The 23,352-nt window shown below is 35.2% G+C and carries 25 protein-coding genes, 1 tRNA gene and 1 pseudogene; 24 read left to right on the top strand and 3 right to left on the bottom strand.

Annotated features, from left to right (window positions below; all coding sequences use genetic code 11):
• The 6 genes and pseudogenes from JN09_RS06840 to JN09_RS06815 all read left to right on the top strand — a co-directional run.
• Positions 1-256, top strand: a pseudogene (locus tag JN09_RS06840) (RNA-guided endonuclease TnpB family protein); the annotation flags it as partial.
• 90 nt (positions 257-346) lie between these two features.
• On the top strand, positions 347-688 hold the full coding sequence (locus tag JN09_RS06835; RefSeq protein WP_204434173.1) for a MarR family winged helix-turn-helix transcriptional regulator: 342 nt from the start codon (positions 347-349) through the stop codon (positions 686-688).
• Complete coding sequence (locus tag JN09_RS06830) at positions 675-2,060, top strand: MATE family efflux transporter (RefSeq protein ID WP_204434171.1); 1,386 nt, start codon at positions 675-677, stop codon at positions 2,058-2,060. Before JN09_RS06835 ends, JN09_RS06830 begins: the two co-directional genes overlap by 14 nt.
• Before the next feature lie 90 nt (positions 2,061-2,150).
• The gene (locus JN09_RS06825) at positions 2,151-2,528 is read left to right on the top strand and encodes an SdpI family protein (RefSeq protein ID WP_204434170.1); all 378 of its coding nucleotides are present in this window, start codon (positions 2,151-2,153) and stop codon (positions 2,526-2,528) included.
• Positions 2,529-2,598: 70 nt separating this feature from the next.
• A complete protein-coding gene (locus tag JN09_RS06820; protein ID WP_204434168.1) occupies positions 2,599-2,997 on the top strand; it encodes an arsenate reductase/protein-tyrosine-phosphatase family protein in 399 nt (132 codons plus the stop codon).
• A gap of 137 nt (positions 2,998-3,134) precedes the next feature.
• A tRNA-Gln gene (locus tag JN09_RS06815) sits at positions 3,135-3,206 on the top strand.
• Between the two features lie 33 nt (positions 3,207-3,239).
• On the opposite strand, the gene JN09_RS06810 is transcribed toward JN09_RS06815, so the two are convergent.
• Positions 3,240-4,418: a class I SAM-dependent rRNA methyltransferase gene (locus JN09_RS06810; protein WP_204434165.1), complete on the bottom strand. Its 1,179-nt coding sequence runs from the start codon at positions 4,416-4,418 to the stop codon at positions 3,240-3,242.
• Positions 4,419-4,528: 110 nt separating this feature from the next.
• Here JN09_RS06810 and JN09_RS06805 point away from each other — a divergent pair, with 110 nt between their 5' ends.
• Both JN09_RS06805 and JN09_RS06800 read left to right on the top strand, forming a co-directional pair.
• Entirely contained in the window at positions 4,529-6,076 is a 1,548-nt protein-coding gene (locus JN09_RS06805) for an MFS transporter (protein WP_204434163.1), read from the top strand.
• Between the two features lie 47 nt (positions 6,077-6,123).
• Positions 6,124-6,654: a hypothetical protein gene (locus JN09_RS06800; RefSeq protein WP_204434161.1), complete on the top strand. Its 531-nt coding sequence runs from the start codon at positions 6,124-6,126 to the stop codon at positions 6,652-6,654.
• Between the two features lie 32 nt (positions 6,655-6,686).
• On the opposite strand, the gene JN09_RS06795 is transcribed toward JN09_RS06800, so the two are convergent.
• The gene (locus JN09_RS06795; protein WP_204434159.1) at positions 6,687-7,427 is read right to left on the bottom strand and encodes a glycerophosphodiester phosphodiesterase family protein; all 741 of its coding nucleotides are present in this window, start codon (positions 7,425-7,427) and stop codon (positions 6,687-6,689) included.
• Between the two features lie 119 nt (positions 7,428-7,546).
• Here JN09_RS06795 and JN09_RS06790 point away from each other — a divergent pair, with 119 nt between their 5' ends.
• The 11 genes from JN09_RS06790 (at position 7,547) to JN09_RS06740 (ending at position 16,759) form a co-directional block, all read left to right on the top strand.
• The gene (locus tag JN09_RS06790; RefSeq protein ID WP_204434157.1) at positions 7,547-9,868 is read left to right on the top strand and encodes a U32 family peptidase; all 2,322 of its coding nucleotides are present in this window, start codon (positions 7,547-7,549) and stop codon (positions 9,866-9,868) included.
• Positions 9,869-9,970: 102 nt separating this feature from the next.
• Positions 9,971-10,207: an AtpZ/AtpI family protein gene (locus tag JN09_RS06785; protein ID WP_204434154.1), complete on the top strand. Its 237-nt coding sequence runs from the start codon at positions 9,971-9,973 to the stop codon at positions 10,205-10,207.
• The gene (locus JN09_RS06780; protein WP_204434152.1) at positions 10,204-10,572 is read left to right on the top strand and encodes an ATP synthase subunit I; all 369 of its coding nucleotides are present in this window, start codon (positions 10,204-10,206) and stop codon (positions 10,570-10,572) included. Before JN09_RS06785 ends, JN09_RS06780 begins: the two co-directional genes overlap by 4 nt.
• Positions 10,569-11,222: a F0F1 ATP synthase subunit A gene (locus JN09_RS06775; RefSeq protein ID WP_204434150.1), complete on the top strand. Its 654-nt coding sequence runs from the start codon at positions 10,569-10,571 to the stop codon at positions 11,220-11,222. The genes JN09_RS06780 and JN09_RS06775 overlap by 4 nt, the downstream gene beginning before the upstream one ends.
• A 30-nt stretch (positions 11,223-11,252) precedes the next feature.
• Positions 11,253-11,486 (top strand): ATP synthase F0 subunit C, encoded by a 234-nt coding sequence (gene atpE / locus JN09_RS06770; protein WP_204434148.1) that lies wholly within the window; start codon positions 11,253-11,255, stop codon positions 11,484-11,486.
• Positions 11,487-11,511: 25 nt separating this feature from the next.
• Positions 11,512-12,045, top strand: a complete 534-nt coding sequence (gene atpF, locus JN09_RS06765; RefSeq protein WP_204434146.1) for a F0F1 ATP synthase subunit B — start codon at positions 11,512-11,514, stop codon at positions 12,043-12,045.
• Positions 12,042-12,557, top strand: coding sequence for an ATP synthase F1 subunit delta (atpH, locus tag JN09_RS06760; RefSeq protein ID WP_204434144.1), 516 nt, complete (start codon positions 12,042-12,044; stop codon positions 12,555-12,557). Before atpF ends, atpH begins: the two co-directional genes overlap by 4 nt.
• 14 nt (positions 12,558-12,571) lie before the next feature.
• The gene (atpA, locus tag JN09_RS06755; RefSeq protein WP_204434141.1) at positions 12,572-14,080 is read left to right on the top strand and encodes a F0F1 ATP synthase subunit alpha; all 1,509 of its coding nucleotides are present in this window, start codon (positions 12,572-12,574) and stop codon (positions 14,078-14,080) included.
• A gap of 7 nt (positions 14,081-14,087) precedes the next feature.
• Positions 14,088-14,945, top strand: a complete 858-nt coding sequence (gene atpG / locus JN09_RS06750; protein ID WP_204434139.1) for an ATP synthase F1 subunit gamma — start codon at positions 14,088-14,090, stop codon at positions 14,943-14,945.
• Between the two features lie 12 nt (positions 14,946-14,957).
• Complete coding sequence (gene atpD, locus JN09_RS06745) at positions 14,958-16,358, top strand: F0F1 ATP synthase subunit beta (protein ID WP_204434137.1); 1,401 nt, start codon at positions 14,958-14,960, stop codon at positions 16,356-16,358.
• 8 nt (positions 16,359-16,366) lie between these two features.
• Entirely contained in the window at positions 16,367-16,759 is a 393-nt protein-coding gene (locus JN09_RS06740; RefSeq protein WP_204434134.1) for a F0F1 ATP synthase subunit delta/epsilon, read from the top strand.
• 91 nt (positions 16,760-16,850) lie between these two features.
• On the opposite strand, the gene JN09_RS06735 is transcribed toward JN09_RS06740, so the two are convergent.
• Positions 16,851-18,875: an efflux RND transporter permease subunit gene (locus tag JN09_RS06735; RefSeq protein ID WP_204434132.1), complete on the bottom strand. Its 2,025-nt coding sequence runs from the start codon at positions 18,873-18,875 to the stop codon at positions 16,851-16,853.
• 130 nt (positions 18,876-19,005) lie between these two features.
• On the opposite strand from JN09_RS06735, the gene JN09_RS06730 reads away from it, so the two are divergent.
• From JN09_RS06730 to JN09_RS07740, 5 genes are all read left to right on the top strand, one after another.
• Complete coding sequence (locus JN09_RS06730) at positions 19,006-19,602, top strand: TetR/AcrR family transcriptional regulator (protein WP_204434123.1); 597 nt, start codon at positions 19,006-19,008, stop codon at positions 19,600-19,602.
• Between the two features lie 9 nt (positions 19,603-19,611).
• Positions 19,612-21,945: a beta-glucosidase gene (locus tag JN09_RS06725; RefSeq protein ID WP_204434121.1), complete on the top strand. Its 2,334-nt coding sequence runs from the start codon at positions 19,612-19,614 to the stop codon at positions 21,943-21,945.
• Between the two features lie 15 nt (positions 21,946-21,960).
• Positions 21,961-22,188 (top strand): heavy-metal-associated domain-containing protein, encoded by a 228-nt coding sequence (locus JN09_RS06720; RefSeq protein WP_204434119.1) that lies wholly within the window; start codon positions 21,961-21,963, stop codon positions 22,186-22,188.
• Between the two features lie 579 nt (positions 22,189-22,767).
• The gene (acpP, locus tag JN09_RS06715; protein ID WP_204434117.1) at positions 22,768-22,998 is read left to right on the top strand and encodes an acyl carrier protein; all 231 of its coding nucleotides are present in this window, start codon (positions 22,768-22,770) and stop codon (positions 22,996-22,998) included.
• Positions 22,999-23,244: 246 nt separating this feature from the next.
• Positions 23,245-23,352: IS1/IS1595 family N-terminal zinc-binding domain-containing protein (locus JN09_RS07740; RefSeq protein WP_204434177.1), on the top strand; the 108-nt coding region annotated here is incomplete at its 3' end.

Below are 23,352 nucleotides of genomic sequence, written 5' to 3'. Positions count from 1 at the left end.
ACTTGGTATTGAAACAAAAGTCATCCATGAAGCCTATACATCAAAAGCATCTTATCTAGATCAAGATGATTTCGTTAAAGGAGATTTCTCTGGAGAGAGAATCAAAAGAGGTTTATATAGAAGTCTAAAAGGCATCTTGATTAATGCAGATCAAAATGCCGCATTAAATATGATTCGAAAAGGTAATCCCGATGCCTTATGGATAGGGAATAAAGGAGTGAACACTCCTAAGCGTACATACCTATTTGGTGTGTAGTTGCTTTAAATAAGACGACTTAAATCGTTAAGAGGTATGTATCATAAGTCATTCTGTAAAGGGTGATTTATTCACCTCTTTGTTCTGGTCTTGTATAAAAATGAAGGTGTCTCACAGGATGAGTTATCACACTATTTGATGATTGATAAAGCAGCAACAGCAAGAGCTTTGCAATCTTTAATCGAAAAAGGATATATTTATAAAGAGAAAGATTCTTTAGATAAAAGAGCCAATCAAATCTATTTATTAGATCTTGCTAAAGATAATCAAAAGGCCATTTTAAGGGTCTTAGAATACTGGCATCAGTATTTATTAGAGGGAATAGACGCAGACAAAGTCGATCTATTCATGAATGTGCTTGATTTTATGACAAACAAAGTCTTAAACATGGACTTTAGTACTATAGGAGGTAACGAAGATGGAAAAGAGTAATCCAATAGGGACGGAAAAAGTATCCAGTCTGATATTAAAATTTTCAGTACCAGCAATTATCGGTATGCTTGTAAGCGCACTTTATAATATTGTTGATAGAATATACATTGGTAATGCACCAGGTCTTGGTAAGGATGGTTTAGCAGGGATTACTATAGCTTTCCCATTAATGATTATCATGATTGGGGTAGGGATTTTGTTTGGTGTGGGTGGAGCAACCTTATTCTCAATCAAATTAGGCCAAAAGAGAAAAGAAGAAGCCGAACTGGTTATGGGAAATGCATTCTCATTATTAATTATTAGCGGGATAGTAGTTTCTTTAATCGGAGCACTATTCTTAACCCCTTTATTAAAACTCTTTGGAGCAAGTGAAACGGTAATGCCTTATGCCAAAGCTTACATGGGCACTATTTTCTTTGGATCAGTCTTTCAAATCGTCAGTCTTGGGATGAATAACTTCTTAAGAGCGGATGGTTTTCCTAAAATGGCCATGGCAACGATGTTTGCTGGTGCTGGTGTAAACATCATCTTAGACCCAGTCTTCATCTACGGATTTGACATGGGCATGCAAGGGGCAGCACTTGCGACGATTATAAGTCAGTTTACTTCAATGGTTTGGGTTATGTTTTTCTTTTTTGGGAAAAGAGATAACCACAAAATCTATGCCAAAAACCTAAAGATTCGCTTTTGGGTGATGGTTAATATTATCTCATTAGGAATTCCAGGATTCTTACTTCAAATCAGTTCAAGTATCTTAAATGCTGTACTGAATAAGACCCTTCAACAATACGGCGGAGACATTGCTGTATCTGGTATGGGAATCATCAATAGTGTTCAAACTTTACTATTAATGCCAATCGTAGGCCTTAACCAAGGTGTACAGCCAATTGTAAGTTATAACTATGGCGCAAAGAACTTTGCTCGTATTAAAGAAGCGATGAAGATTGCAATTACTACTGCAAGTATCATTGTCGTAGTTGGGTTTATCCTAACCAGATTATTCCCAGAACAAATCGTAAGGCTCTTTAATCAGGAAGAAGAACTGATTAAGGTAGCAGCACACGGCGTTGTCGCATGGTTTTGGATGTTGCCAGTCATTGGATTTCAAATTGTCGCATCCAACTTCTTCCAAGCCATCGGAAGACCTAAGTCTGCAATGCTGTTGACATTAAGTAGACAAATGTTGATTTTACTTCCAGCGATACTCGTACTTTCAAGACTGTTCGGTTCAGAAGGGATATTATATGCCGCACCAATCGCTGACTTCTTATCAGTTATCTTAACTGGCACATGGTTTTACTTTGGGATGAAGACATTAGAATCTAGAGCATTAGAAGCTTCAAACTATAATACTTTTTCAATAGAAGCATAAGGGGATATCCAGAGATTCCCCTTTATTTTTCTTGATTGTATAAAATCCGATAATAGTATATAATAAGTTAAGAAACTTGAGGTGGAAATGATGACAGAAAGTGTTTTAATGTTACTTTTATTAAGCTTACTACCACTCTTAATCACGTACATGGGAAAAGTCTATAAAAGCAAAGCTCCAAAACATATAAATTGGGCCTATGGTTATAGATCTCCAAGATCCATGAAGAATACGGATACTTGGGCATTTGCACACGAAACCATCGGGAAACTATGGTTATATGGCGGAATGATTTTAGAGCTCATCGTTGCTTTCACGATTATCGTTATTATGGATTTTCAAATTAAAAGTGGAGATTGGATTGTAACTTTATTTATGTTACTACCACTTGTGTTTATTTTCTTATCAATCTTCTACATAGAAAGCAGATTAAAAGGAACCTTTGATGAAACTGGTGCACGTAAGTAACTTAAATGATTTGACAATTCTTTTACATTCAACTTCATCAATTAATGGTAAAATGTAATTGGGTGATAAGATGAAGAATGTTGCATTTGTATGTGTACACAATAGTTCGAGAAGCCAAATGGCAGAAGCAATATCAAAGCATTTTGCCAGTGATGCCTTTAATGCGTTTTCTGCAGGTACTCAATTGAAAAATGAGATTAATCCAGATGCTGTAAAAACCATTCAAAAACTATATGGCATTGACATGACAAAAACGCAAACGCCTAAATTAATCGAGGTGCTTCCAAGGATTGATATCGTCATCACAATGGGCTGCAATGTCTCTTGTCCAGCGATTGAGTCAGACTATAGAGAAGACTGGGGACTAGATGATCCTACAGGCAAGAATGAACAAGCCTTTATTGATATTGCTAAAACAATTGAAATGAATGTCCTTAAATTAAAAGAAAAAATCCAATTAGGTATATAAATCAAAACGACATACTATCCCCACTAGTTGTGTCGTTTATTTTTTATTTTATGTGATTTTTTTAAGAGAAAAAAACTTATAAAAAGTAATAATTCTCTATTTTCAAATTCATATAAAAGGCTTATAATAACATCGATAGGGCTATCGCCAAGCGGTAAGGCATCTGGCTCTGACCCAGACATTCGGAAGTTCGAATCTTTCTAGCCCTGATTCATAAATAAAAAAAGCTCGAGCGATCGAGCTTATTTGTTTTTGATACGTAGGACCACACACTTTAAGTATAAGGATTCATCCCCGCCTAGCAGGGCCGGATGATCTTTGGATTGGATTCTGAGTTCCACCATTTGTGCAATCTTGTTTGCGTCTTTAGCGGCTTCTTGAAGCATTTGTAAGAAAAGCTCAATAGTCATGTAATGGCTACAACTACAAGTATATAGATATCCGCCATCATTAATTAACTTCATCGCTTGAAGGTTAATGTCTTTATAGCCATTATAGGCGTTTTTGATGCTGTCTTGTTTTTTCGCAAATGCGGGTGGGTCTAGTACAATCGTATCAAAGCTTATAGATTTTCTTTGAAAGTCTCTTAGGACTTCAAACACATCACCTTGTATTGTACTAACTTGCATAAAGCCATTTAACAAGGCGTGTTTTTGAATGTTCTGGCAGGCAAGTTCACTGACGTCCACACAAGTAACGCTTTTGGCTCCATAGTAGGCGGCATGTAAACCGAACCCACCAATGTTGGAGAAACAGTCAAGTACTGTTTTATTGGATGCATAGGGTTTAATAGCGTTGTGATTATCTTGTTGGTCTAGATAAAAACCTGTTTTTTGACCATTGATGATGTCTACTGTCATTTTTAAATGGTTTTCATAAATGTGGATTTCTTCAGGAATCTCGCCATATAAAACGCCTTTGATTAATTCCAAACCTTCTTTTTTTCTAACCTGTAAATCGCTACGTTCATAGATGCCTTTTGGTTTGAAGATTTCTACAAGTAACTTAACGAACAAGGATTTTCTCATATCAATGCCTAAGGATACGATTTGAACCGATAAGTAGTCTCCATACTTATCAACAATCAATCCAGGAATGCCGTCTGATTCGCCGAAGAATGCACGGTAGCTGTTTTTATATCCCAAATCAAGTCTTGCTTGATTAGCTGAAATGATTCTTTTCATGAAAAAAGCTTCATCGATGGGTTCGTCTTTTCTTGTAAGAATTCGTACGAATATCTTAGATGAGGTGTTTAAGAAGCCTTTTCCGATATAACGATTATCATGGCTAAATACATAGGCAATCTCACCAGATTGAATGGTGCCTTCTATTTTTGAAATCTCATTTGAATAAACCCAAGGATGGCCTTCTTCAATGCGGATTTCTTCTTTTGGTTTTAGGATTATTTTACAAATTGACATAGTTGTTCCTCTTTTTCAAGAAAAATTATACCATGCTTAAAGATTATTCGTACTCAAAACAACATTTCAATGTTACAATATAAATAAATAGATTAATAAAAGAGGTCACTATGAAACTAAACTACAAAAAGACGATTTATGTTGGACTTGCCTTTATGCTTATTTCATTGTTTTGGCAAACTTATGACGCAATTATCACTAAAATATTAATTGATAAGTTTGGGTTAAACCAGTTTTGGAGTGGTATTGTGATGGCACTCGATAACGTATTAGCGTTATTTTTATTACCACTATTCGGAGGATTATCCGATAGAACGAACCATAAGAAGGGTAAAAGAACCCCATACATTGTGGTTGGGACAGTTCTAGCGGCTTTCTTATTTGTGGGCTTATCATTCACAGATAACTTGCAACTTAAGAAACTAGAAGTAGAAACGACACTATCTGAGAAGTATGAAGACTTCGATGCATTTAGCGAAAAGACTCCAGTGACAACTTGGCAAGACTTGTATGATCGCACAGTCTTAGAAGGGTCGGAGCTAAAAGAACTTAAGATGATTATCGATGATACAGAAAACACAGATATCTTAACACTAGCGAACTATTATCAAGCTAGAGATGTTTATTATCAATATTTATCACGAATTGCTTATGATGTTACAATGTCTTCACCTACGGTATTTATCGTATTTATTGTGATGTTACTCTTCACGTTATTTGCGATGTCTATATTTAGATCACCTGCAGTATCACTAATGCCTGATATTACAACCAAACAGCTAAGAAGTAAAGCCAACGCAGTCATTAATTTAATGGGGGCTTTAGGTGGAATTACCGCTATCCTTATGTTACAACAGTTTAAACTAGACAAGCATTCAATGGTCAGCTACGCACCAGCATTTATATTTGTTGGGGTGGTGATGATTGTGTTATTAGTCATTTTCTTATGGAAAGTGAATGAACCGAAGTTTGTTAATGAACGTCTAGAATTTGAAGCAGAAAACCACATTATAGATGAAGAAGAACATGAAGATCACAAAAACCTTCAAAAAGGGAAATTCATTTCATTAATGTTAATCTTAATTTCTGTATTCTTATGGTTTATGGGCTATAACGCTGTTACAACCAAACTATCAGACTATGCACCAAAAGTCTTAAATATGGGTTTTTCTACACCATTATTAATCGCACAAGCCACTGCGATTGTCGGCTTTATTCCAATCGGGATATTATCAATTAAACTTGGCAGAAAGAAAACCATTCTGTTTGGTGTATTGTTACTAACGATTTGTTTTGGCTCTGTGTATTTCTTAACTGAGAAGACAAGCATATTATTATATGTCGTATTAGGGCTTACGGGGATTGCTTGGGCCTCAATTAACGTTAACTCCTATCCAATGGTAGTTGAACTATCTAAGGGGTCTGATGTAGGTAAGTATACAGGTTATTATTATGCATTTAGTATGGCAGCACAAATACTAACACCGGTTTTATCTGGGCTTCTCATGGACAACTCATCTCTTGGAAGAAAAGCTTTATTCCCATATGCAACTGTGTTTGTTGTATTAGCATTCTTCACGATGTTATTCGTTAAACATGGGGATGCAAAACCAGAGAAGAAGTCACTGCTTGAGAATTTTGACGTTGATATGGATTAATACGATCAAGTGTTTACCGACTAAGGTAGACACTTTTTTTCTTATTAATGGAAAAAAAAGCCCAAAAACACTATACTAAAGATAGAGGTGATCCTATGAAATTCAAACTCACTTATGCACTTTTTCTCGGTTATACAGTAGTTCATTTAGTCTTTTTCTTTAGAAATGATGGGGCTTTATTTGAGACTATGAAATTAGAGTCTGACTTATTAGTATTATCAATATTCACCTTAATGGGGATGATTCCGCTTGGGTATTTCATTCACTTAAGAAGCATGTATGAAATTGACGTAAAAGGTTATATATTGATTGGGTTATCCTTTCTATTTGGGGCGTTTGCCTTAATCCCTTATTACTTTTATGAACACAAACCAAAAAAAAATCAGAAAATAGATTCAAGATTTCTACTATTATGGATTGTTATATCCTTGTTTATTCTTACATTTGGTTTATTTTTCGGGTCTATCAAAACCTATAGTGAATTATTCGTTAAGGATTCATTTATCCATATAATGACGCTAGATTTTTGTTTCTTAGTCTTATTCACTTTCAGCAGGTTGCTGAAAAAAATTTACTAAAAAAGAAGGAATCCCGCGGATTCCTTCTTTCATTATTTTATTTTTGTTGGGATAAATCCTTCGAAAACAGCGTTGTCATAATGAGTTCTCATGTAGTCAAGTTCTTGTTCAGTCTTAGCTGCATAGGCCAAAATTTTGACACCTTTTTTCTTTTGTTTTTCAATGTATTTGTTGGGGATATCTTTTAATCCGTAATTGACAAAATCTGGTTTCGTTAGTTTGTTGGTAATTAGTGTTTTCATCATCCATTTGGTGATGAAGGTAAAATTAGAGTCTCTAAAGAACTCACTGATTTGACCTCTTATGACTTCTTTGGCATTTTTCTTATACCAATAAACGATATATGGGTTATAAGATTGAATGACGATTGGGCTATTAATCTTTTTAATGATATTGTAAACCGTTTCTGCATGTCTCGCTTTATCGCCAAATGGCTTAATTTCAATCATGATGGGGACACGGTTATTGATGTAGTCTAATACCGCTTCTAAGGTATGGATGGTTTCGTTGGAATCCATAATCTTATAGTCTTTAATCATTTCATAAGTTACATCTTTTAGAGCCATATCAATCCCACATAATCTTTTTAAGTTCTTATCATGGAACACTACTACAGTTCCATCTTTTAAAATGTTGGTGTCAAGCTCGATTCCAAAACCATGTTTAATCGCTTCATCAAAAGCTTTTAGAGTATTTTCATAAATCCCTTTGTCGTGATTGTGCAATCCGCGATGGGCGTATAAGTGGTTTGTTAAGATGTCTAAGTCTTTCATAGGGTCACGCTCCTTACTAAAACTATAACAAAAGTTAGAAAATAATGAAATAGTTTCACTTGAAAAAGATATATTTATCTTAGGATAAGTGATATAATTTTTTTGGATTGAGGGATAGAATGCATAGAGTAGAATTACTAGCACCTGCAGGCACAAAAGCTTCATTTATTGGAGCAATCAATGCAGGGGCAAACGCGATATTCATGGCTGGCCAGAGGTATGGTGCCAGAGCGTTTGCCGATAATTTCAGTGAAACAGAATTAGAAGAATCCATCTTTTACGCTCATACTCGGGGTGTAGAAGTTTATATTGTTGTTAATACATTAATGTTTGACAATGAAATTGAAGCGTTGTTATCGTATACAGATACGCTAGTTAAACATAAAATAGACGCTTTAATCGTCCAAGATTTAGGCCTAATTAAGCTTTTTTGTGATCGATATCCAAATACACCAATTCATGCATCGACTCAAGTCAATGCACACAACATCGCCCATGTGAAGTTCTTAAAATCCTTGGGGGTTAAACGCGTGATTCTCGCTAGAGAAACAAGCATTGATGTGATTAGACAAATTAAACAAGAGATAGATATTGAATTAGAAGTGTTCATTCATGGGGCGCTTTGTGTGTCATATTCGGGAAACTGTTTGATGAGTTCAATCTTAAACAAGCGTAGCGGAAATCGTGGGGCATGTAGCTACAGTTGCCGTTTACCTTACGAACTTATAAAGGATGATGAGGTCATCTCAGAGTCTTCATATTTAATGAGTGCTAAAGACTTAATGACTATTGAATACATTAACGAGTTAATCGAAGCTGGTGTAGATTCCTTTAAGATTGAAGGACGTATGCGTAAACCAGAATACGTCATTCAAACCGTATTGTCCTACAGAAAAGCGATTGATGCGTATTTGGAAAACAAGACTATTAACACGAAAGAAGAAATATCTAAACTCGAAAGAGTGTTTAACAGAGACTATACTAAAGGCTATATGTTTAATGAAATTCCTAAAGACATTAACAACAGTTACAGACCAAATCATGTAGGGATTAAAGCTGGGGTTGTCTTAGACTATCAAAAGGGGTTTGCGACAATAAAGCTATCTGAACCTTTGATAAACGGCGATGGCTATCGAGTCATTGGTGAGATTGATTATGGCAATGATGTCACCTATATGGAAGATAAGACTGGAAAAATCATTAAAGAAGCTTATCGAGGACAAACAATCAAACTTGAAGTTAAACAAAAAGTAATCAAAGGCTCAGACTTATATAAAACAACCGATAGTGCTTTGGAAAAAGGATTGGAAATCTATCTAAACACAAACTATAAGGTCTTCCCTCTTAAAGGGTATGTTAAGGCCTATGTGGGTAAGAAACTAACTCTATCGGTAAGTGTTGGCTCGAAAGTACTTGAGGTCTCTTCTGAAGAGGAACTAGCGTTTGCGATTAATCAGCCAACATTAGAAGATTCTATCATGGATAGTTTTAAATTGGGAGACACCCCATTTTACTTTGAAGAACTCATTGTATATACGGACCAATTAACATTTGTTCCTAAGAAAGTTATTTCTGATTTAAGAAGACAAATGGTAGAAATGATTTACCAAACACAAACGATAAGAACTGAAAGAACGATTAAACCTTCAGTGTTTCATAATGGTTTTGTTTATAATGACCAAGAATCCTTAATCGTTAAGGTTCATACAAAAGATCAAATGAAGGCAGCTATTGAAGCGGGCATCGAAACCATATATTATGATGATATATTGGATATTACTGGCATAGAACATTCTAACTTAATTCCAGTTAAAAAACGTATTTATGAACAAGACTCTGATTATTTAATCAAAGGACCTTCAGTAATCAATGAAATAGGCATGTTAATTCACAATGAAACAAAATACCCCCTTTATGCAGAGGAGTTTTTAAATGTCACCAACATTTATACTGCCAATGTGTTGTCTAACTTTGGGGTAGAAAGAATTACCCTTTCATCAGAACTAGATGCCCCATTGGTGAGTGAGTTTTCAAATCGCTATTTAACTCAATTTGGCGGAAGACCTAATCTCGAGATGGTTATTTATGGAAAGAAAGATTTAATGATTTCTAAATACTGCCCGGTTGCGAAAAGTTATGGATACAAACCTAATTGTAAGCTGTGTTTCAAAAATCAATACTATCTTAAAGATCAATCAAACGGGAAGTTTGCCTTACTCAATGATGGAAATTGTAATATGCGCATTATGGATTCAATGCCAGTGGTTTTAATCGATAAAATAGAATCGCTTAGAAATGCCCACATAAAGACATTTAGACTCGATTTCACGACTGAATCATCTAAGCAAACTAAAGAGATTATTTTATCATTCAAGAGGGCGCTTGAAGGTAAAGTCAAGGCTTTGAACATACTGAAGTTTCGAACAGGTAGATACGTCTAGTGTGTTTTGTCTTTTGATGTCTAATTATGTTTGTTAAAAGTACTTATTTTTGCTATACTATTTTTATGGGCGAAGCCTAGTAAAAAAACAATGAGGACTTGTATGGAACCAAAAAATAACAATAAACGACAACAAATAGTCGCATTTATTAAGGAATACAATTTAATTATTTCTTTTTTCTATGAGTTGTTTTTTGTTTTATTGGGACTTGTGTTACTTGGATTGTTGATAGATGAATGGTTGAATACTAAACCACTATTTACAGCTGGTTTCGCACTCCTTGGAGCTCTATCAAGCATATTTAATCTATATAAACGTTCAAAAAGGGGTAAGGCATGAAAACATTACATGATTTTAAAGATAACTTTAAATACACGTTAGTATTGATTGCGGTTAGCTCTATTGTTGCTTTGTTCTTATTTGGAAAAGCAGTAGCTATCTCAATTATCTTAGGTGGTGCTGGTATTATGTGGGGAATGAGTTATTTAGCTAAAAGTAACAGTAAACTCCTTACTGGAACCGTTAAACACAGTCCATTTAACGTTTCATATTTGTTTAGACTAGTTTTGTATGGGGTTTTATTATATGTATCATACAGCATAGAAACCTTGAATATATTTGGAACACTTTATGGCTTATTGACCTTTAAGATTTCATATTATGGAGTGGGGCTATATAGAGTGTTTAGAGGAGGTAAATCATGATCTCGTTTTATAATGGGCTTTCATCGGCCATGAAAGGCAGTATTGCTGTCATGGTTGCCATTGCAGTTATTAGTTTTTTGGTGGGGAGAAGAGTTAAGAAACTCGATCCGCAAGAGCTTCCAAAAGGTGGAATGTTTATCGCTGTTTTGTTTGTAGATATGGTGAACAATATGATAAGACCAATGTTCCCAAAATACTTTAAGCAGTCGGCACCAATCATTATCACAATGTTCATGTTTGTATTACTTGCAAACCTCTCGAGCTTATTCGGATTTACAGCACCTTTATCCAATATCAATATTGCCCTTAGTGTGAGCATTATTGTATTCCTAACCATCCAAATTGGTGCAATGATTGTTCATAAACCGAAAAAACGTGCACAAAGTTTGTTATCACCAAGCCCGCTTTTCTTACCACTTAACCTAATCGGTGAGTTTTCAACACCATTTTCTATGGGAATGCGTTTGTTTGGTAATTTATTGAGTGGATCGATCTTATCCATTCTAGTATATAGTTTCACATCTTATTTTGGAATCATTGCAGGCGCATTTATTCTGCATCCGATTTTTGATGTGTTCTTTGGGGCAATACAGGCCTACGTGTTCTTAAACTTGTTTATCATCTTCCTCAGCTTAGCTGTAGAAGATTAATAATAAAAAAATAATAGGAGGAATTTTCACATGATAGATTTTGCAGAAGGTATGAAGTATTTAGCAGCCGCAATTGCAGTATTCACAGGTATTGCACCAGCGCTTGGTCAAGGATTTGCTGCAGGTAAAGCAGTAGAAGCCGTTGGTAGACAACCAGAGGCAGTTAATGAAATCCGTTCAACGTTACTATTAGGTGACGCTTTAGCAGAAACAACAGGTATCTATGGTCTTGTTGTTGCAATCATTCTAATTTTCGTTGCATAATAGTCTTTTTTAAGGAGGTAAGCATATGTCGCTTGCTGAGAAATTAAGTGATTTCGTTAGAGAGTCTTTGGGACTTCTTTTCGGATCTGGTCTTGAAGAAATTATTATTCAAATAGGTGGAACCATCTTACTTGTGATAATAGTAAGAAAGTATTTTTGGAAACCATTAACGGAGTTTCTTGATAAGAGAAAAGCGTTTATGCAAGAAGAAATGGCTGCCGCTGAATTGATGAAAAACGAGGCTTTGAAGATTAAAGAAGATACAACAAAGGAAATCTCTGATTTAAGACAAACCGTCGCATCTTCGTTAGAAATCGCAAAGAAAAACGCTGAGAAAGAACGAGAATCAATCGTTTCTAAAGCAAAAGAGGATGCAAACAGAATCAAGAAACAAGCTGAAATAGAAATCGAAAGAGATATTGAAAAAGCTCAAGCTCAAATCAAGAAAGAAATTATCACAGTAGCCAAAGCACTTACTGAAAAAGTGATTTCTGAAAACATGGATGACAAAAAATACGAAACTTGGGTGGATAAAGCCGCTTCTGAGGTAGATTTATGACCAACGTTAGCTTTCAATACGCTGAAGCCATCTTTGCTTTAGCGTCTGAGAAACATAGCGAGTACGAGATATTAGCTATCTATGAGACGTTTTTAAGTGTTTTCAATGAGAGTTTGAGAAATACTCTTTTGCATCCGAAGATCACTAAGGTTGCGAAAAAAGAAATCGTCGGTTCTTTAAAACTCGGTTCTCTTTTTACGCATTTCTTGTTTGTTTTAATTGATAAAAATAGGATTGGCGATTTGGATTCAATCTATGTTGAGTTCAAACGTTTGATTGATCACAAAGAGAACGTTCTAAGAGTAGTGGTAACTTCTAAGATTCCACTTTCTAAAGAACAACTACTAACCATAGAATCCTCTTTGGAAAAAAAGCACAAACGAAGAGTCATCATTGAAACACGGATTGATCCTAAGATTGTTGGAGGTCTCAAATTTGCCTATGAAGGCAATGTTGTAGATCACACCATCAATCATTACATCAATTCTTTAAGTGATGCTTTGAAAGCATAAATAGAGGTGATTATATGAGTAAGATAAACCCAGTAGAGATTAGTTCTTTGATCATAGAGCAAATCAAAAAGTATGAAAATGATACTAAGACCGATCACGTAGGGACAGTCATTAGTGTCGGAGATGGTATTGCACTAGTTCATGGTTTAGACAACGCTATGAGTGGAGAACTCTTATTGTTTCCAAATAACGTTTTTGGACAGGTTCTTAACCTAGAAAAAGATTATGTTGGTGCGATTCTTTTGAGTGATTCAACATCTATTAAAGAAGGCGATGTTGTCAGGACTACGGGCAGAATCCTTGAGGTTCCGGTTGGAGATGCATTAATCGGGCGAATAGTTAATCCGCTTGGACAACCAATTGATGGATTAGGCAAAATTGATACATCTAAAACACGAACCATAGAAAGAAAAGCCACAGGTGTTATGGACCGTCAATCCGTAAATGAACCTATGCAAACCGGGATAAAAGTACTGGATGCTTTAGTACCGATTGGTAGAGGGCAACGAGAATTGATTATCGGAGATAGACAAACAGGCAAAACAACGTTAGCTGTCGATACAATTATCAATCAGAGAGATAAAGATGTTATATGTATTTATGTCGCGATTGGACAAAAAGAATCTACAGTTGCTGCATTATATGAAACCTTGAAAGATCATGGTGCGATGGATTACACAATCATCGTTAGTGCTTCTGCAAGTGAACCATCACCATTACTATACTTAGCGCCATATAGCGGTGTTACAATGGCTGAAGAGTTTATGTTTGAAGGTAAAGACGTTTTGATTGTCTATGATGATTTAACTAAACATGCGATTGCTTATCGTGAGTTATCATTGCTTCTTAAGAGACCTCCAGGGCGTGAAGCGTTCCCAGGAGATGTATTCTATCTACACTCGAGATTACTTGAACGTGCTGCAAAACTAAGTGATAACTTAGGTGGCGGTTCGATTACAGCATTACCAATTATTGAGACTCAAGCAGGCGATATTTCAGCATATATTCCCACAAACGTCATTAGTATTACGGATGGACAAATATTTTTACAATCAGACTTATTCCATAGTGGTATTAGACCAGCAATTAATGCGGGGTTATCTGTAAGTCGTGTTGGAGGCTCTGCGCAGATTAAAGCCATCAAAAAGGTTTCAGGAACGTTGCGCTTAGATTTAGCATCCTTCCGTGAATTAGAAGCATTTACGCAATTTGGTTCTGATTTAGATGAAGCTACTAAAGCAAGACTTGAACGTGGTAAACGAACAGTTGAAATCCTAAAACAAGGATTACATGAACCAATGGCCATCGAAGAACAAGTATTATCTATTTTTGCGCTAACCAGAGGATTTTTAGATAGCATTAAATTAGAAGATATTAGACGTTTTGAAAAAGGTATGATTGCTTTTTTCAATAATGATCAAGAAGGTATGAAGATTTTGGATGAAATCAGACAAACGAAATCACTGCCTGAAGAAAGAAGACTTGTAGCACTAGTTAATAACTACCTGCTTCAATTCGTGTAGGTGTTTTATGGCATCTATGAGAGATATCAAAGGACGAATACACGCAACTAAAAAAACATCACAAATTACCAATGCGATGTATATGGTATCTGCCTCAAAATTAAAGAAGGCGGAAAGAGCCATCGTTAGTTATCGTCCCCTTATCAATAGACTTAATCAAATCATTCAAGGTGTTTTATCCACTAATGAAAACGAACATCCACTAATAACCCCTAGGAAAGAAGACATGATATGTTATATTATTGTTTCTTCAGATAGAGGGTTAGCTGGACCACATAACGCAACATTGTTTAGACGTTTTCAACAGATGATTAAAGATAAAGGCCCACATCCATTTGTGGTAGCTGCTATCGGACAAAAAGCCTATGATTTTGCGAAAAGAAATAAGTATGACCTCATTCATGATAAAGCTATTCATGTTAGAGATGATATTCAGTTTGTAGATTTTGTGGATATTACACAAACATTTATGAGTTTGTATAATCAAAAAGAAATTGACAAGATAGTCGTTATATATAATAAATATGTTAATACGATTACTCAAATAGTAGAGGAAAAACAACTGTTACCAATTGTCTTTGAAGAGGATGATGAAGAACAGGTTCATATTTCCTATCTCTATGAACCAGGTAAAACGGAGATTATTAATCATTTGTTACCGATGCTTGTAGAGAATCAACTTTACGGTTATATTTTAGAAGCTAAAGCCAGTGAACACGCATCTAGGATGACAGCAATGAAGTCAGCAACAGACAATGCGAAGGACATCATTAGAGCTTTGGAACTTCATTATAATCGTGCGCGCCAACAAGCAATTACAATAGAGTTGACAGACATCATTGGTGGAGCCAATGCAGTCAACTAAAGGAGGAAAATGATGAACAAAGGAAGAGTTGTTCAGGTCATGGGGCCGGTCATAGACGTTGAGTTTGATTCGAACTTGCCAGAGATTAACCATGCCTTGCTCATAGATGAAAAAAACAACGCTGGTTTACAAGTTAAACTAACACTAGAAGTATCCCTTCATCTTGGTAACGGCATTGTCAGAACAATCGCTATGGATTCAACTGACGGAGTATCACGTGGCATGTTAGTAACTAACACAGGCAAACCAATTTCCGTTCCAGTAGGTAGAGAAACGTTAGGACGTATTTTTAACGTCCTTGGCGAAGCGATCGACCAAAAAGATCCACTTGGATCTGCGGTTAAACGTATGCCTATTCATAGACCAGCACCAAACCTAGATGAATTATCCAGTCAAGTTGAAATACTTGAAACAGGAATCAAAGTTGTTGATCTTTTAGCACCCTATATTAAGGGTGGTAAGATTGGACTTTTCGGTGGAGCAGGTGTTGGCAAAACAGTTCTTATTCAAGAATTGATTCATAATATTGCACATGAACACGGAGGTATCTCTGTATTTGCTGGTGTTGGAGAGCGTACTAGAGAAGGTAACGACTTGTATTCTGAAATGACAGAAAGTGGCGTAATAAACAATACAGCGATGGTTTTTGGGCAAATGAACGAGCCACCTGGAGCACGTATGCGCGTTGGGTTAACAGGATTAACCATGGCTGAGTACTTTAGAGATCAAGAGCACCAAGATGTACTTTTATTCATAGATAATATTTTCAGATTTACACAAGCTGGTTCTGAAGTAAGTGCCCTTTTAGGACGTATGCCTAGTGCCGTTGGATACCAACCGACATTAGCAACCGAAATGGGTAAACTTCAAGAGCGTATTACATCAACCAAAGAAGGATCCATTACATCCATTCAAGCGGTTTATGTCCCTGCAGATGACTATACTGACCCTGCACCAGCAACAACATTTACACACTTAGATGCAACTACCAACCTTTCAAGAAAGATTGCGGAAGAGGGCATTTACCCTGCTGTGGATCCATTAGCATCCACTTCAAGAGCACTATCGGTGGAAATTGTTGGTGAAGAACATTATAAAGTAGCTCGTGATGTTCAAAAGACCATTCAAAGGTATAATGAACTACTAGATATTATTGCAATCTTAGGTATGGATGAACTATCCGAAGATGACAAACTCATCGTTCATAGAGCTCGCCGTATTAGATTGTTCTTAAGCCAAAACTTACATGTAGCAGAACAGTTCACCGGACAACCTGGTAGATATATTAAAGTGGCTGATACTGTAAGAGGATTCAAAGAGATACTTGAAGGTAAACACGATGATTTACCAGAAGAAGCATTCCGTTTGGTTGGTAATATCGAAGACGCAATCGAAAAAGCTAAAAGACTATAGGTGATGATATGCAATTAATTGTAGTTACACCTCAAGGAAAACTCTATGATGAACAGGTTGATTATGTTGTGGTATCTTCTAATACAACAGGACAGTATGCCATAAAGAAAAATCACTTACCAATTATTTCAACCATTGATAAAGGGTATGTGAAAATGGTCAAGAACGGTGAAAACATGTTTGTTGTCATTTTGAATGGCGTTGTAGAATTTAGTGAAAACGTCTGTAAAGTGATTTCACAAGAAGCGCAAATTGGTTCTTCAGAAGTTAGTGCTTTTGAACATTTGTTATCAGTTCGTAAAGAACGTCTTGAGGAAAACAAGAAACGTCAAACCGACTTTGGTAAAGCAGAAAAAGAACTTATCGAAAATATACAAAAAGCAAAAGCAAGTAAACTATAAATTATGCTTTAGAATCAAAAACACTTTCAATCCCAATTTGGGCGAAAGTGTTTTTTTATTTAATCTAGTCTATAATCTAAAGTTAGGCGAATTAAGATTGACTGTGCTTTTTGATAATCCATTTATCCAATAAATATAAGTAACTTGGTAAGAAGAGAGTGGTCACAATAAATGCAAATACGGTACCTCTACTTAACAACAATCCAATGGTTTTAATTGCATCCATATCCGACACAATAAATTCAATTAAACCAGCAACTGATAGGATTAAGGCGGATAGAATTAATGTTGGTAAAGATTTAGATATCGCAATATGAAGCGCCTCTTTCTTGGACAAAGATTTACGTTCTTCAATGTATCTAGAACTTACTAATACGGCATAGTCGATGGTTGCCCCAAGCTGAATGGACATTACTACTAGGTAACCGATAAATAATACATTATCACCAGTTAAAGTACTTAATCCGATATTCATCCAAATACTGGATTCTATCACTAACAATAACAACAATGGTAATATCAAGGATTTAAATACGATACCAACCACTAAACCAACCAATACTAAGGATAGAATTAAGATAAGTAAGTTATCTTCTAATACCATTTGCCTGATATCCCCTGTTGATGGCATGATTCCAATGTAATAAGCTTCATTAAATGTCTCTTCAACTGTATCGCGGATGGTTTGATCCAGTTCATAATAAGCTTTAGATTCTTTGTTGATGTTAATGTTTAGGATGATTCTACCATAACCATTACTTAAGAATCCTAATTTGATGGTATCAGGGATTAACGATCTTGGGATACTTGGGTCAACGGTTGTAACTAAGGATTGAACCGAAGTTACTTCAGGGATCAATGAAAGTTCTCCCACTAAATTGACTTCATCTATAACCGATTGTTCTTTAAATAAGATGACATAAGTATTGTTAGCTCCAAACTTGTCTGTGATTGCTTCATTATCATCGTATACTTTTGATCCTGCGCTGGATGAATGTGTTTGATAAGTGAATGTAGTCTTGGTTTGAAGGAATAAACCGAAACCGACAAATAGGATGAAAAGAATTCCAAATAGAGTTTTCAAACTTACAATCTTATTCGAGAGTTTTGTAAACTTAGGCATAAAGACTTTATGTTTGGTTTTACCAATGAGTGGGTATAGTAAATAGACCATCGTTGGCATTAAGAATATCATGGATAAATAAGAGAATATGATCCCTTTTGCAAGAACAATCCCAATGTCTAATCCAATCTTATACTGCATAAACATTAATGCAACAAATCCAAATATGGTTGTAAAACTGGATGCGGTAATTGACTTAAAAGAGGATTTCAATGCGTGTTTAATGGCATCCCCCTTAGGCAATGAGTCGTTATCATGTAATCTGTGTAGGAAGAATAACGAATAGTCAAAAGACATTGCTAACTGTAAAGCCATTGCCATGGTCATGGTAATAAAGGATATTTCTCCTAACAAGAGATTTGTGCCCATATTAAGGATGATAGCAACCCCTAGTGATACTAATACTATGAGTGCTTCAATATATGAATGTGTAAACAAAATAAGCAAGATAATGCATACTGGAATAATCAATACCATGATGAGCAATAGCTGCTTATTGGCAATATCTCTGGCATATTTATTATCAACCGCTTCACCTCTAATGTGAGTTGCTAAGTCTTCAATTTCTTTAATGGTTTCATCGAGTCTTTCATCGTACCCATCTAACCCTAAAGCAACCGTAATCTTATAGTAGTCTCCGTTAATAAATGGATCTTTAAGAGCACTAGGAATGAACTCGATTGGCGTCACGGATAAGTCCACATAATCATCTAAAAAGATAACATTATCGACGTAATCCATCGATATAATGGCTTGTTTCACTGTTATGGCATCCCTTAGTTCACCTTTAACAACGACCTCTAACTGTGTTTGTTTTCCAAAGGACTCTTCGAGCACCTCGATTCCTTTATATGTGTTCGAATCTTGGCTTAAATATTTTGTCATATCATAATTAGACTTGACAAAGAAACTCATGATTATGCTTGCCAAAACCAACAATGATGTTACAACTAAAGTGATCACTCTACCCTTTTTTGTTAAAAAATAGCTCATAATCTTTCCCCTTTCAAAAACTATAAATGTTTATTTTAAATGCCTATTTAAATTATAGTGTATTTATGATATAAATAAGATATGAAATGGCATTTAAAACCTATTTTCAAATTGAGTTTAAGGAGGCACTATGAGAAACAAAGAAATCAAGGATTTTATCATTCAGGAAACAAAAGCCTTACTTTTAGAACGTAAAAATGTGACGATTAAAGACATTGCTGAAAGGTGTTTTATCAACATCGCATCTGTGAATTACCATTTTGGTTCAAAGGATGCATTGATCTATTTAGTGGTTGAAAAAGTCATTGAAGAACTTAAAGCAAATATTTTGATGGTTCTTCAAGAACATAAACACGAAGAAAAGAATGTTTTAATCGAGGAAATGATTAAATTCACCTATAATTTTGCTCTTGAGAATATGGGTATGCTTTACTATTTATTCATCAACCAAGACGGACAGCAAAAATCTGCAAACCTATTCATCACTACTTTTTTTACCGATAATGAGTTTACAAGAATGATCTTTAAAGAAATCAAAGTATATAGTGACTCAGCCGATAATACGACCATTTTCGCAAGATACATGATCTTGTTCTCTTCATTCTGCATGCCTTTATTCATATCGATATTGAAGTCTGATGGGGACAATTCAATCGAGACATTTAAGGATGAACATTTCAGAAACGTTTTTATTAAAGAGTTATTAAGAATCATTGATACAAACTAGAGGGATATTATGGACATAGATGAACTATTAACAAAATTAACAATAAATGAAAAGATTGCTTTACTATCTGGAGATGGTATGTGGCATCTTAAACATTACGATAAACTTGGTCTGCCTAAGTTTATGATGACCGATGGTCCTCATGGATTAAGAAAACCAAAAACCGAAGATCCGATGGGCATTGCTGAGAGTTTTTTTGCAACTTGCTATCCAACGGCTTCTCTTTTAGCCTGTTCTTTTGACGTTGACTTAATGAAAAAACTTGGCATAGCTCTTGGAAATGAAGCAATCAGCCAAGACGTTTCGATGATCTTAGGGCCAGGAATCAATGTTAAACGGAGCCCACTTTGTGGCAGAAATTTCGAGTATTTCTCTGAAGATCCATTAGTATCAGGGTTGATGGGTAAAGCCTACATCGAAGGGGTTCAATCTAAAAATGTTGGGACATGTTTAAAACATTATTTAGCCAATAATCAAGAAAAAAACAGAATGACAATCGATACGATTGTAGATAAAAGAGCCCTTTATGAACTGTATTTAAAAGGATTTGAGATAGCACTTAAAGCTAAACCTTGGGCGTTAATGACATCTTATAATAAGGTTAATGGCACTTATGTAGCTGAATCAAAATATTTCCTACAAGCGATTGCTAGAAATCGTTTTGAGTTTAAAGGCGCATTTATCACAGACTGGGGCGCAATGAACAATCGTTTAAAATCGTTTAAGTCTGGACTCAATCTAGAAATGCCTGGATCCAAAAACAATGAGCTAAAAAAAGCCTACAAGAATCATGATATATTAGAATCTGAAGTTGATAGAGCAGTAAAACCGGTTCTTTGGATGTTAAATAAGGCTAGTGAACCGAAAACAGTCGATAAGATAGATTATCATGACCTCGCGAAGAAAATAGCTTTAGAATCCATTGTACTACTTAAAAATGAATCGGTACTCCCACTTAAAACTAGTGAGAACATTCATATCATTGGTGAGTTTGCAGAAAAACCACGAATTCAAGGGTCTGGCTCGAGCATGGTTAACCCAAGAAAAGTAACAAGCCTTCTAGAAGTCTTTAAGGAATCAAACGTTAACTTTACGTATCAACCAGGATACTTCCTTGAAGATTTAGAAAATACCTCTAGATTTGAACCCGCTCTAAATGGGGTTAAGAATGCAGATAAGGTAGTATTTATGTTAGGATTGCCTGAATCATTTGAATCAGAAGGTTTTGATAGAACACACCTTAATCTACCTCACATTCAACTGGATTTACTCAATCAACTAATCGAACTAGGTAAAGAGGTTATCGTTGTTCTTCAAGGTGGAGCACCCTCTTTAATGCCTTATAAGGATAAAGTCAAAGGCATTATCAATATGTATTTAGCAGGTGAATCTGGTTATGAAGCACTGTTTGAGATCATATTTGGCCGTACAAACCCTTCAGGTAAGTTGGCAGAAACTTATCCAATTAAGTTAGATGATTGTTCTAGTACACCATTTTTTCCAGGTGGAAAACACTCAGTATATTATGCAGAATCAATATATGTTGGATATAGATATTATGACAAAAAAGGTTTAATGGTCAATTATCCGTTCGGATATGGTTTAAGTTATAGTGAGTTCGAATACTCTAACCTTGTTCTCACTAAAAAAACACTTAAGAAGAAAGACCATCTCATCGTTAAGGTAGATGTTGAAAACAAATCAAATATAGATGGTAAAGAAGTTATTCAAGTGTATGTGAGTAATTTAGGACAACTAATTCATACTCCAAGCCAAGAATTGAAAGCCTTTAAGAAGGTAATGATAAAAGCCAAAGAAAAAGTGACAGTGGAGTTTGATTTATCTTACAATGACTTTAGTTATTTTGACGTGGACATTGATGATTTTAGAGTACATCAAGGTAACTATGCAATCAAAGTTGGGTCATCCTCTAGAGACCTAAATCTGGTAGAGGAAATAGTCATTCATGGAGATGACATTGACCCACAACCAAATAGTGTTTATGATACGTTGGAAAGATATATTTCCACGCATGACTTTGAAGAAATCTATGGACATTTGCCACCAAAAGACGATACGATACATCACAAGTTCGAACTTAACTCGACGATTGGAGACATTAAGCAAAAGAATATTGGAAAATTAATCTACAAAATTGGAATTAAAGAGATTAAAAAAGCCAATGCCAATGAAGCTATACGAAAAATGATGATTGAGCAATTCGAATCGATGCCTTTAAGAGCCATTCCACTATTCTCTCATGATAAAATATCATTGAAGAGAGTTAAAGGGATCATTAAGATTATGAACAAAGATTTAACTGGAGTATTCATGCTTTTATAAAGTGGGGTGTTTCACATGAACGTATTGGTTACAAAGATAAAAGGTCTTCATTGTGGTTCATGTATTACAACCATAGAACGAATCGGTATCGAGAATGGTGCATCCAAAGTAGATATAAACTTATCGACAATGATTTGTAAACTCTACTATGAGAAACTGGATGAAGAAAACATGATGAGAAGTGTAAACAATAAGGGGTATACAATCGAAAAACTCGCAATCTATAACGAGGATGAGTTATGAAACATTGTCCGAACTGTGGGAACCCAATAGAAGAACAAGATGATTAATCTTATATAGAATGGTTTATATTGGACCTATTTATACCATATCTAGGAATAATCTTATACTTTTGGTTCAATAGAAATAATAAGAAAGCTGCTAGAAGATTATTAGATGGGATACTTGGATTTATTGGGTTTATCTTATTTGCATTTATTGTTTAACTGATTTATATGGGCGCATTATGGGCTGTTTCCTGGGGTGTAGTCATTGTGGTGAGTTACTTACCGAAAAAGATTTATACTGCCCTAAGTGTGGCAGAAAAGCTGTTACAATGCCTGGTAACAGTATAACTCTCCAGTTTTATTGGTTCTTATTAGGTGCATTATTAAACATTTTTACACTATTAATATATGTATTTTATAGAAGAGTTAATAAGAAAAACGCCTCAGCTATGCTATTAGGAATGATTACGTTATTTGTCTTATATTTTATATATGAAAAATTGTTTTGATATTCAAAATTAAAACGATGATTTCATTGACAAATAGCAACCTATGGTTTACAATTACATATGACTATTAAAGGGGGAGAATCAATATGGTTTTCGAAAGAGTGAAAAAAATGATCTTAAGCGAATTAAAAGTAGAAGAATCTAAAATTTCTTTAACTGCTCGCTTACAAGAAGATTTAGGTGCGGATTCCTTAGACGCTGTTGAATTAATTATGAACATCGAAGACGAGTTTGATATTTCAATTTCAGACGAAGCTGCTCAAAATTTAAAGACAGTTGGCGACTTAGTTACATACATCGAATCACAATCAAAATAAGACCTTTGAGTCTTATTTTTTTTCTGACGAGTGGTGAAGAGTGTTGGTCACGTGTAGGATTGATATCTTAACAAAGACAACATCTCACCATCCAAAAACTGATGACAATTGAATACTAAAATATGATATAATGACAATGCCAAACAATATTAAAAAAGGAACTATAAAAGCGAGTATTTTATCCTTGAATTGTTTGGCGACGTTCCTGGGGATAAAGTACTCGCTTTTGTAGTCTAGGAACGTTCTATGTCAAATTTAACTTATTGCCCAACCTGTGGGCATCCATCCATCAAACATGGGAGAACTAAAACAGGTGTTCAGAGGTATTTTTGTCATCCATGTAAGAAGACATTT

Source organism: Paracholeplasma morum (assembly GCF_016907055.1).
In the GTDB taxonomy this organism is placed as follows: Bacteria; Bacillota_I; Bacilli_A; order Acholeplasmatales; family UBA5453; genus Paracholeplasma; species Paracholeplasma morum.
Note: the sequence above shows the minus strand (reverse complement) of the source record. Positions and strands in the feature narration are given on the sequence as shown.

Coding starts and splice junctions, on each gene's coding strand:
- JN09_RS06830 (WP_204434171.1), top strand. CDS start 675: ATGGAAAAGAGTAATCCAATAGGGACGGAAAAAGTATCCAGTCTGATA.
- JN09_RS06825 (WP_204434170.1), top strand. CDS start 2,151: ATGACAGAAAGTGTTTTAATGTTACTTTTATTAAGCTTACTACCACTC.
- JN09_RS06820 (WP_204434168.1), top strand. CDS start 2,599: ATGAAGAATGTTGCATTTGTATGTGTACACAATAGTTCGAGAAGCCAA.
- JN09_RS06810 (WP_204434165.1), bottom strand. CDS start 4,418: ATGTCAATTTGTAAAATAATCCTAAAACCAAAAGAAGAAATCCGCATT.
- JN09_RS06805 (WP_204434163.1), top strand. CDS start 4,529: ATGAAACTAAACTACAAAAAGACGATTTATGTTGGACTTGCCTTTATG.
- JN09_RS06800 (WP_204434161.1), top strand. CDS start 6,124: ATGGAAAAAAAAGCCCAAAAACACTATACTAAAGATAGAGGTGATCCT.
- JN09_RS06795 (WP_204434159.1), bottom strand. CDS start 7,427: ATGAAAGACTTAGACATCTTAACAAACCACTTATACGCCCATCGCGGA.
- JN09_RS06790 (WP_204434157.1), top strand. CDS start 7,547: ATGCATAGAGTAGAATTACTAGCACCTGCAGGCACAAAAGCTTCATTT.
- JN09_RS06785 (WP_204434154.1), top strand. CDS start 9,971: ATGGAACCAAAAAATAACAATAAACGACAACAAATAGTCGCATTTATT.
- JN09_RS06780 (WP_204434152.1), top strand. CDS start 10,204: ATGAAAACATTACATGATTTTAAAGATAACTTTAAATACACGTTAGTA.
- JN09_RS06775 (WP_204434150.1), top strand. CDS start 10,569: ATGATCTCGTTTTATAATGGGCTTTCATCGGCCATGAAAGGCAGTATT.
- atpE (WP_204434148.1), top strand. CDS start 11,253: ATGATAGATTTTGCAGAAGGTATGAAGTATTTAGCAGCCGCAATTGCA.
- atpF (WP_204434146.1), top strand. CDS start 11,512: ATGTCGCTTGCTGAGAAATTAAGTGATTTCGTTAGAGAGTCTTTGGGA.
- atpH (WP_204434144.1), top strand. CDS start 12,042: ATGACCAACGTTAGCTTTCAATACGCTGAAGCCATCTTTGCTTTAGCG.
- atpA (WP_204434141.1), top strand. CDS start 12,572: ATGAGTAAGATAAACCCAGTAGAGATTAGTTCTTTGATCATAGAGCAA.
- atpG (WP_204434139.1), top strand. CDS start 14,088: ATGGCATCTATGAGAGATATCAAAGGACGAATACACGCAACTAAAAAA.
- atpD (WP_204434137.1), top strand. CDS start 14,958: ATGAACAAAGGAAGAGTTGTTCAGGTCATGGGGCCGGTCATAGACGTT.
- JN09_RS06740 (WP_204434134.1), top strand. CDS start 16,367: ATGCAATTAATTGTAGTTACACCTCAAGGAAAACTCTATGATGAACAG.
- JN09_RS06735 (WP_204434132.1), bottom strand. CDS start 18,875: ATGAGCTATTTTTTAACAAAAAAGGGTAGAGTGATCACTTTAGTTGTA.
- JN09_RS06730 (WP_204434123.1), top strand. CDS start 19,006: ATGAGAAACAAAGAAATCAAGGATTTTATCATTCAGGAAACAAAAGCC.
- JN09_RS06725 (WP_204434121.1), top strand. CDS start 19,612: ATGGACATAGATGAACTATTAACAAAATTAACAATAAATGAAAAGATT.
- JN09_RS06720 (WP_204434119.1), top strand. CDS start 21,961: ATGAACGTATTGGTTACAAAGATAAAAGGTCTTCATTGTGGTTCATGT.
- acpP (WP_204434117.1), top strand. CDS start 22,768: ATGGTTTTCGAAAGAGTGAAAAAAATGATCTTAAGCGAATTAAAAGTA.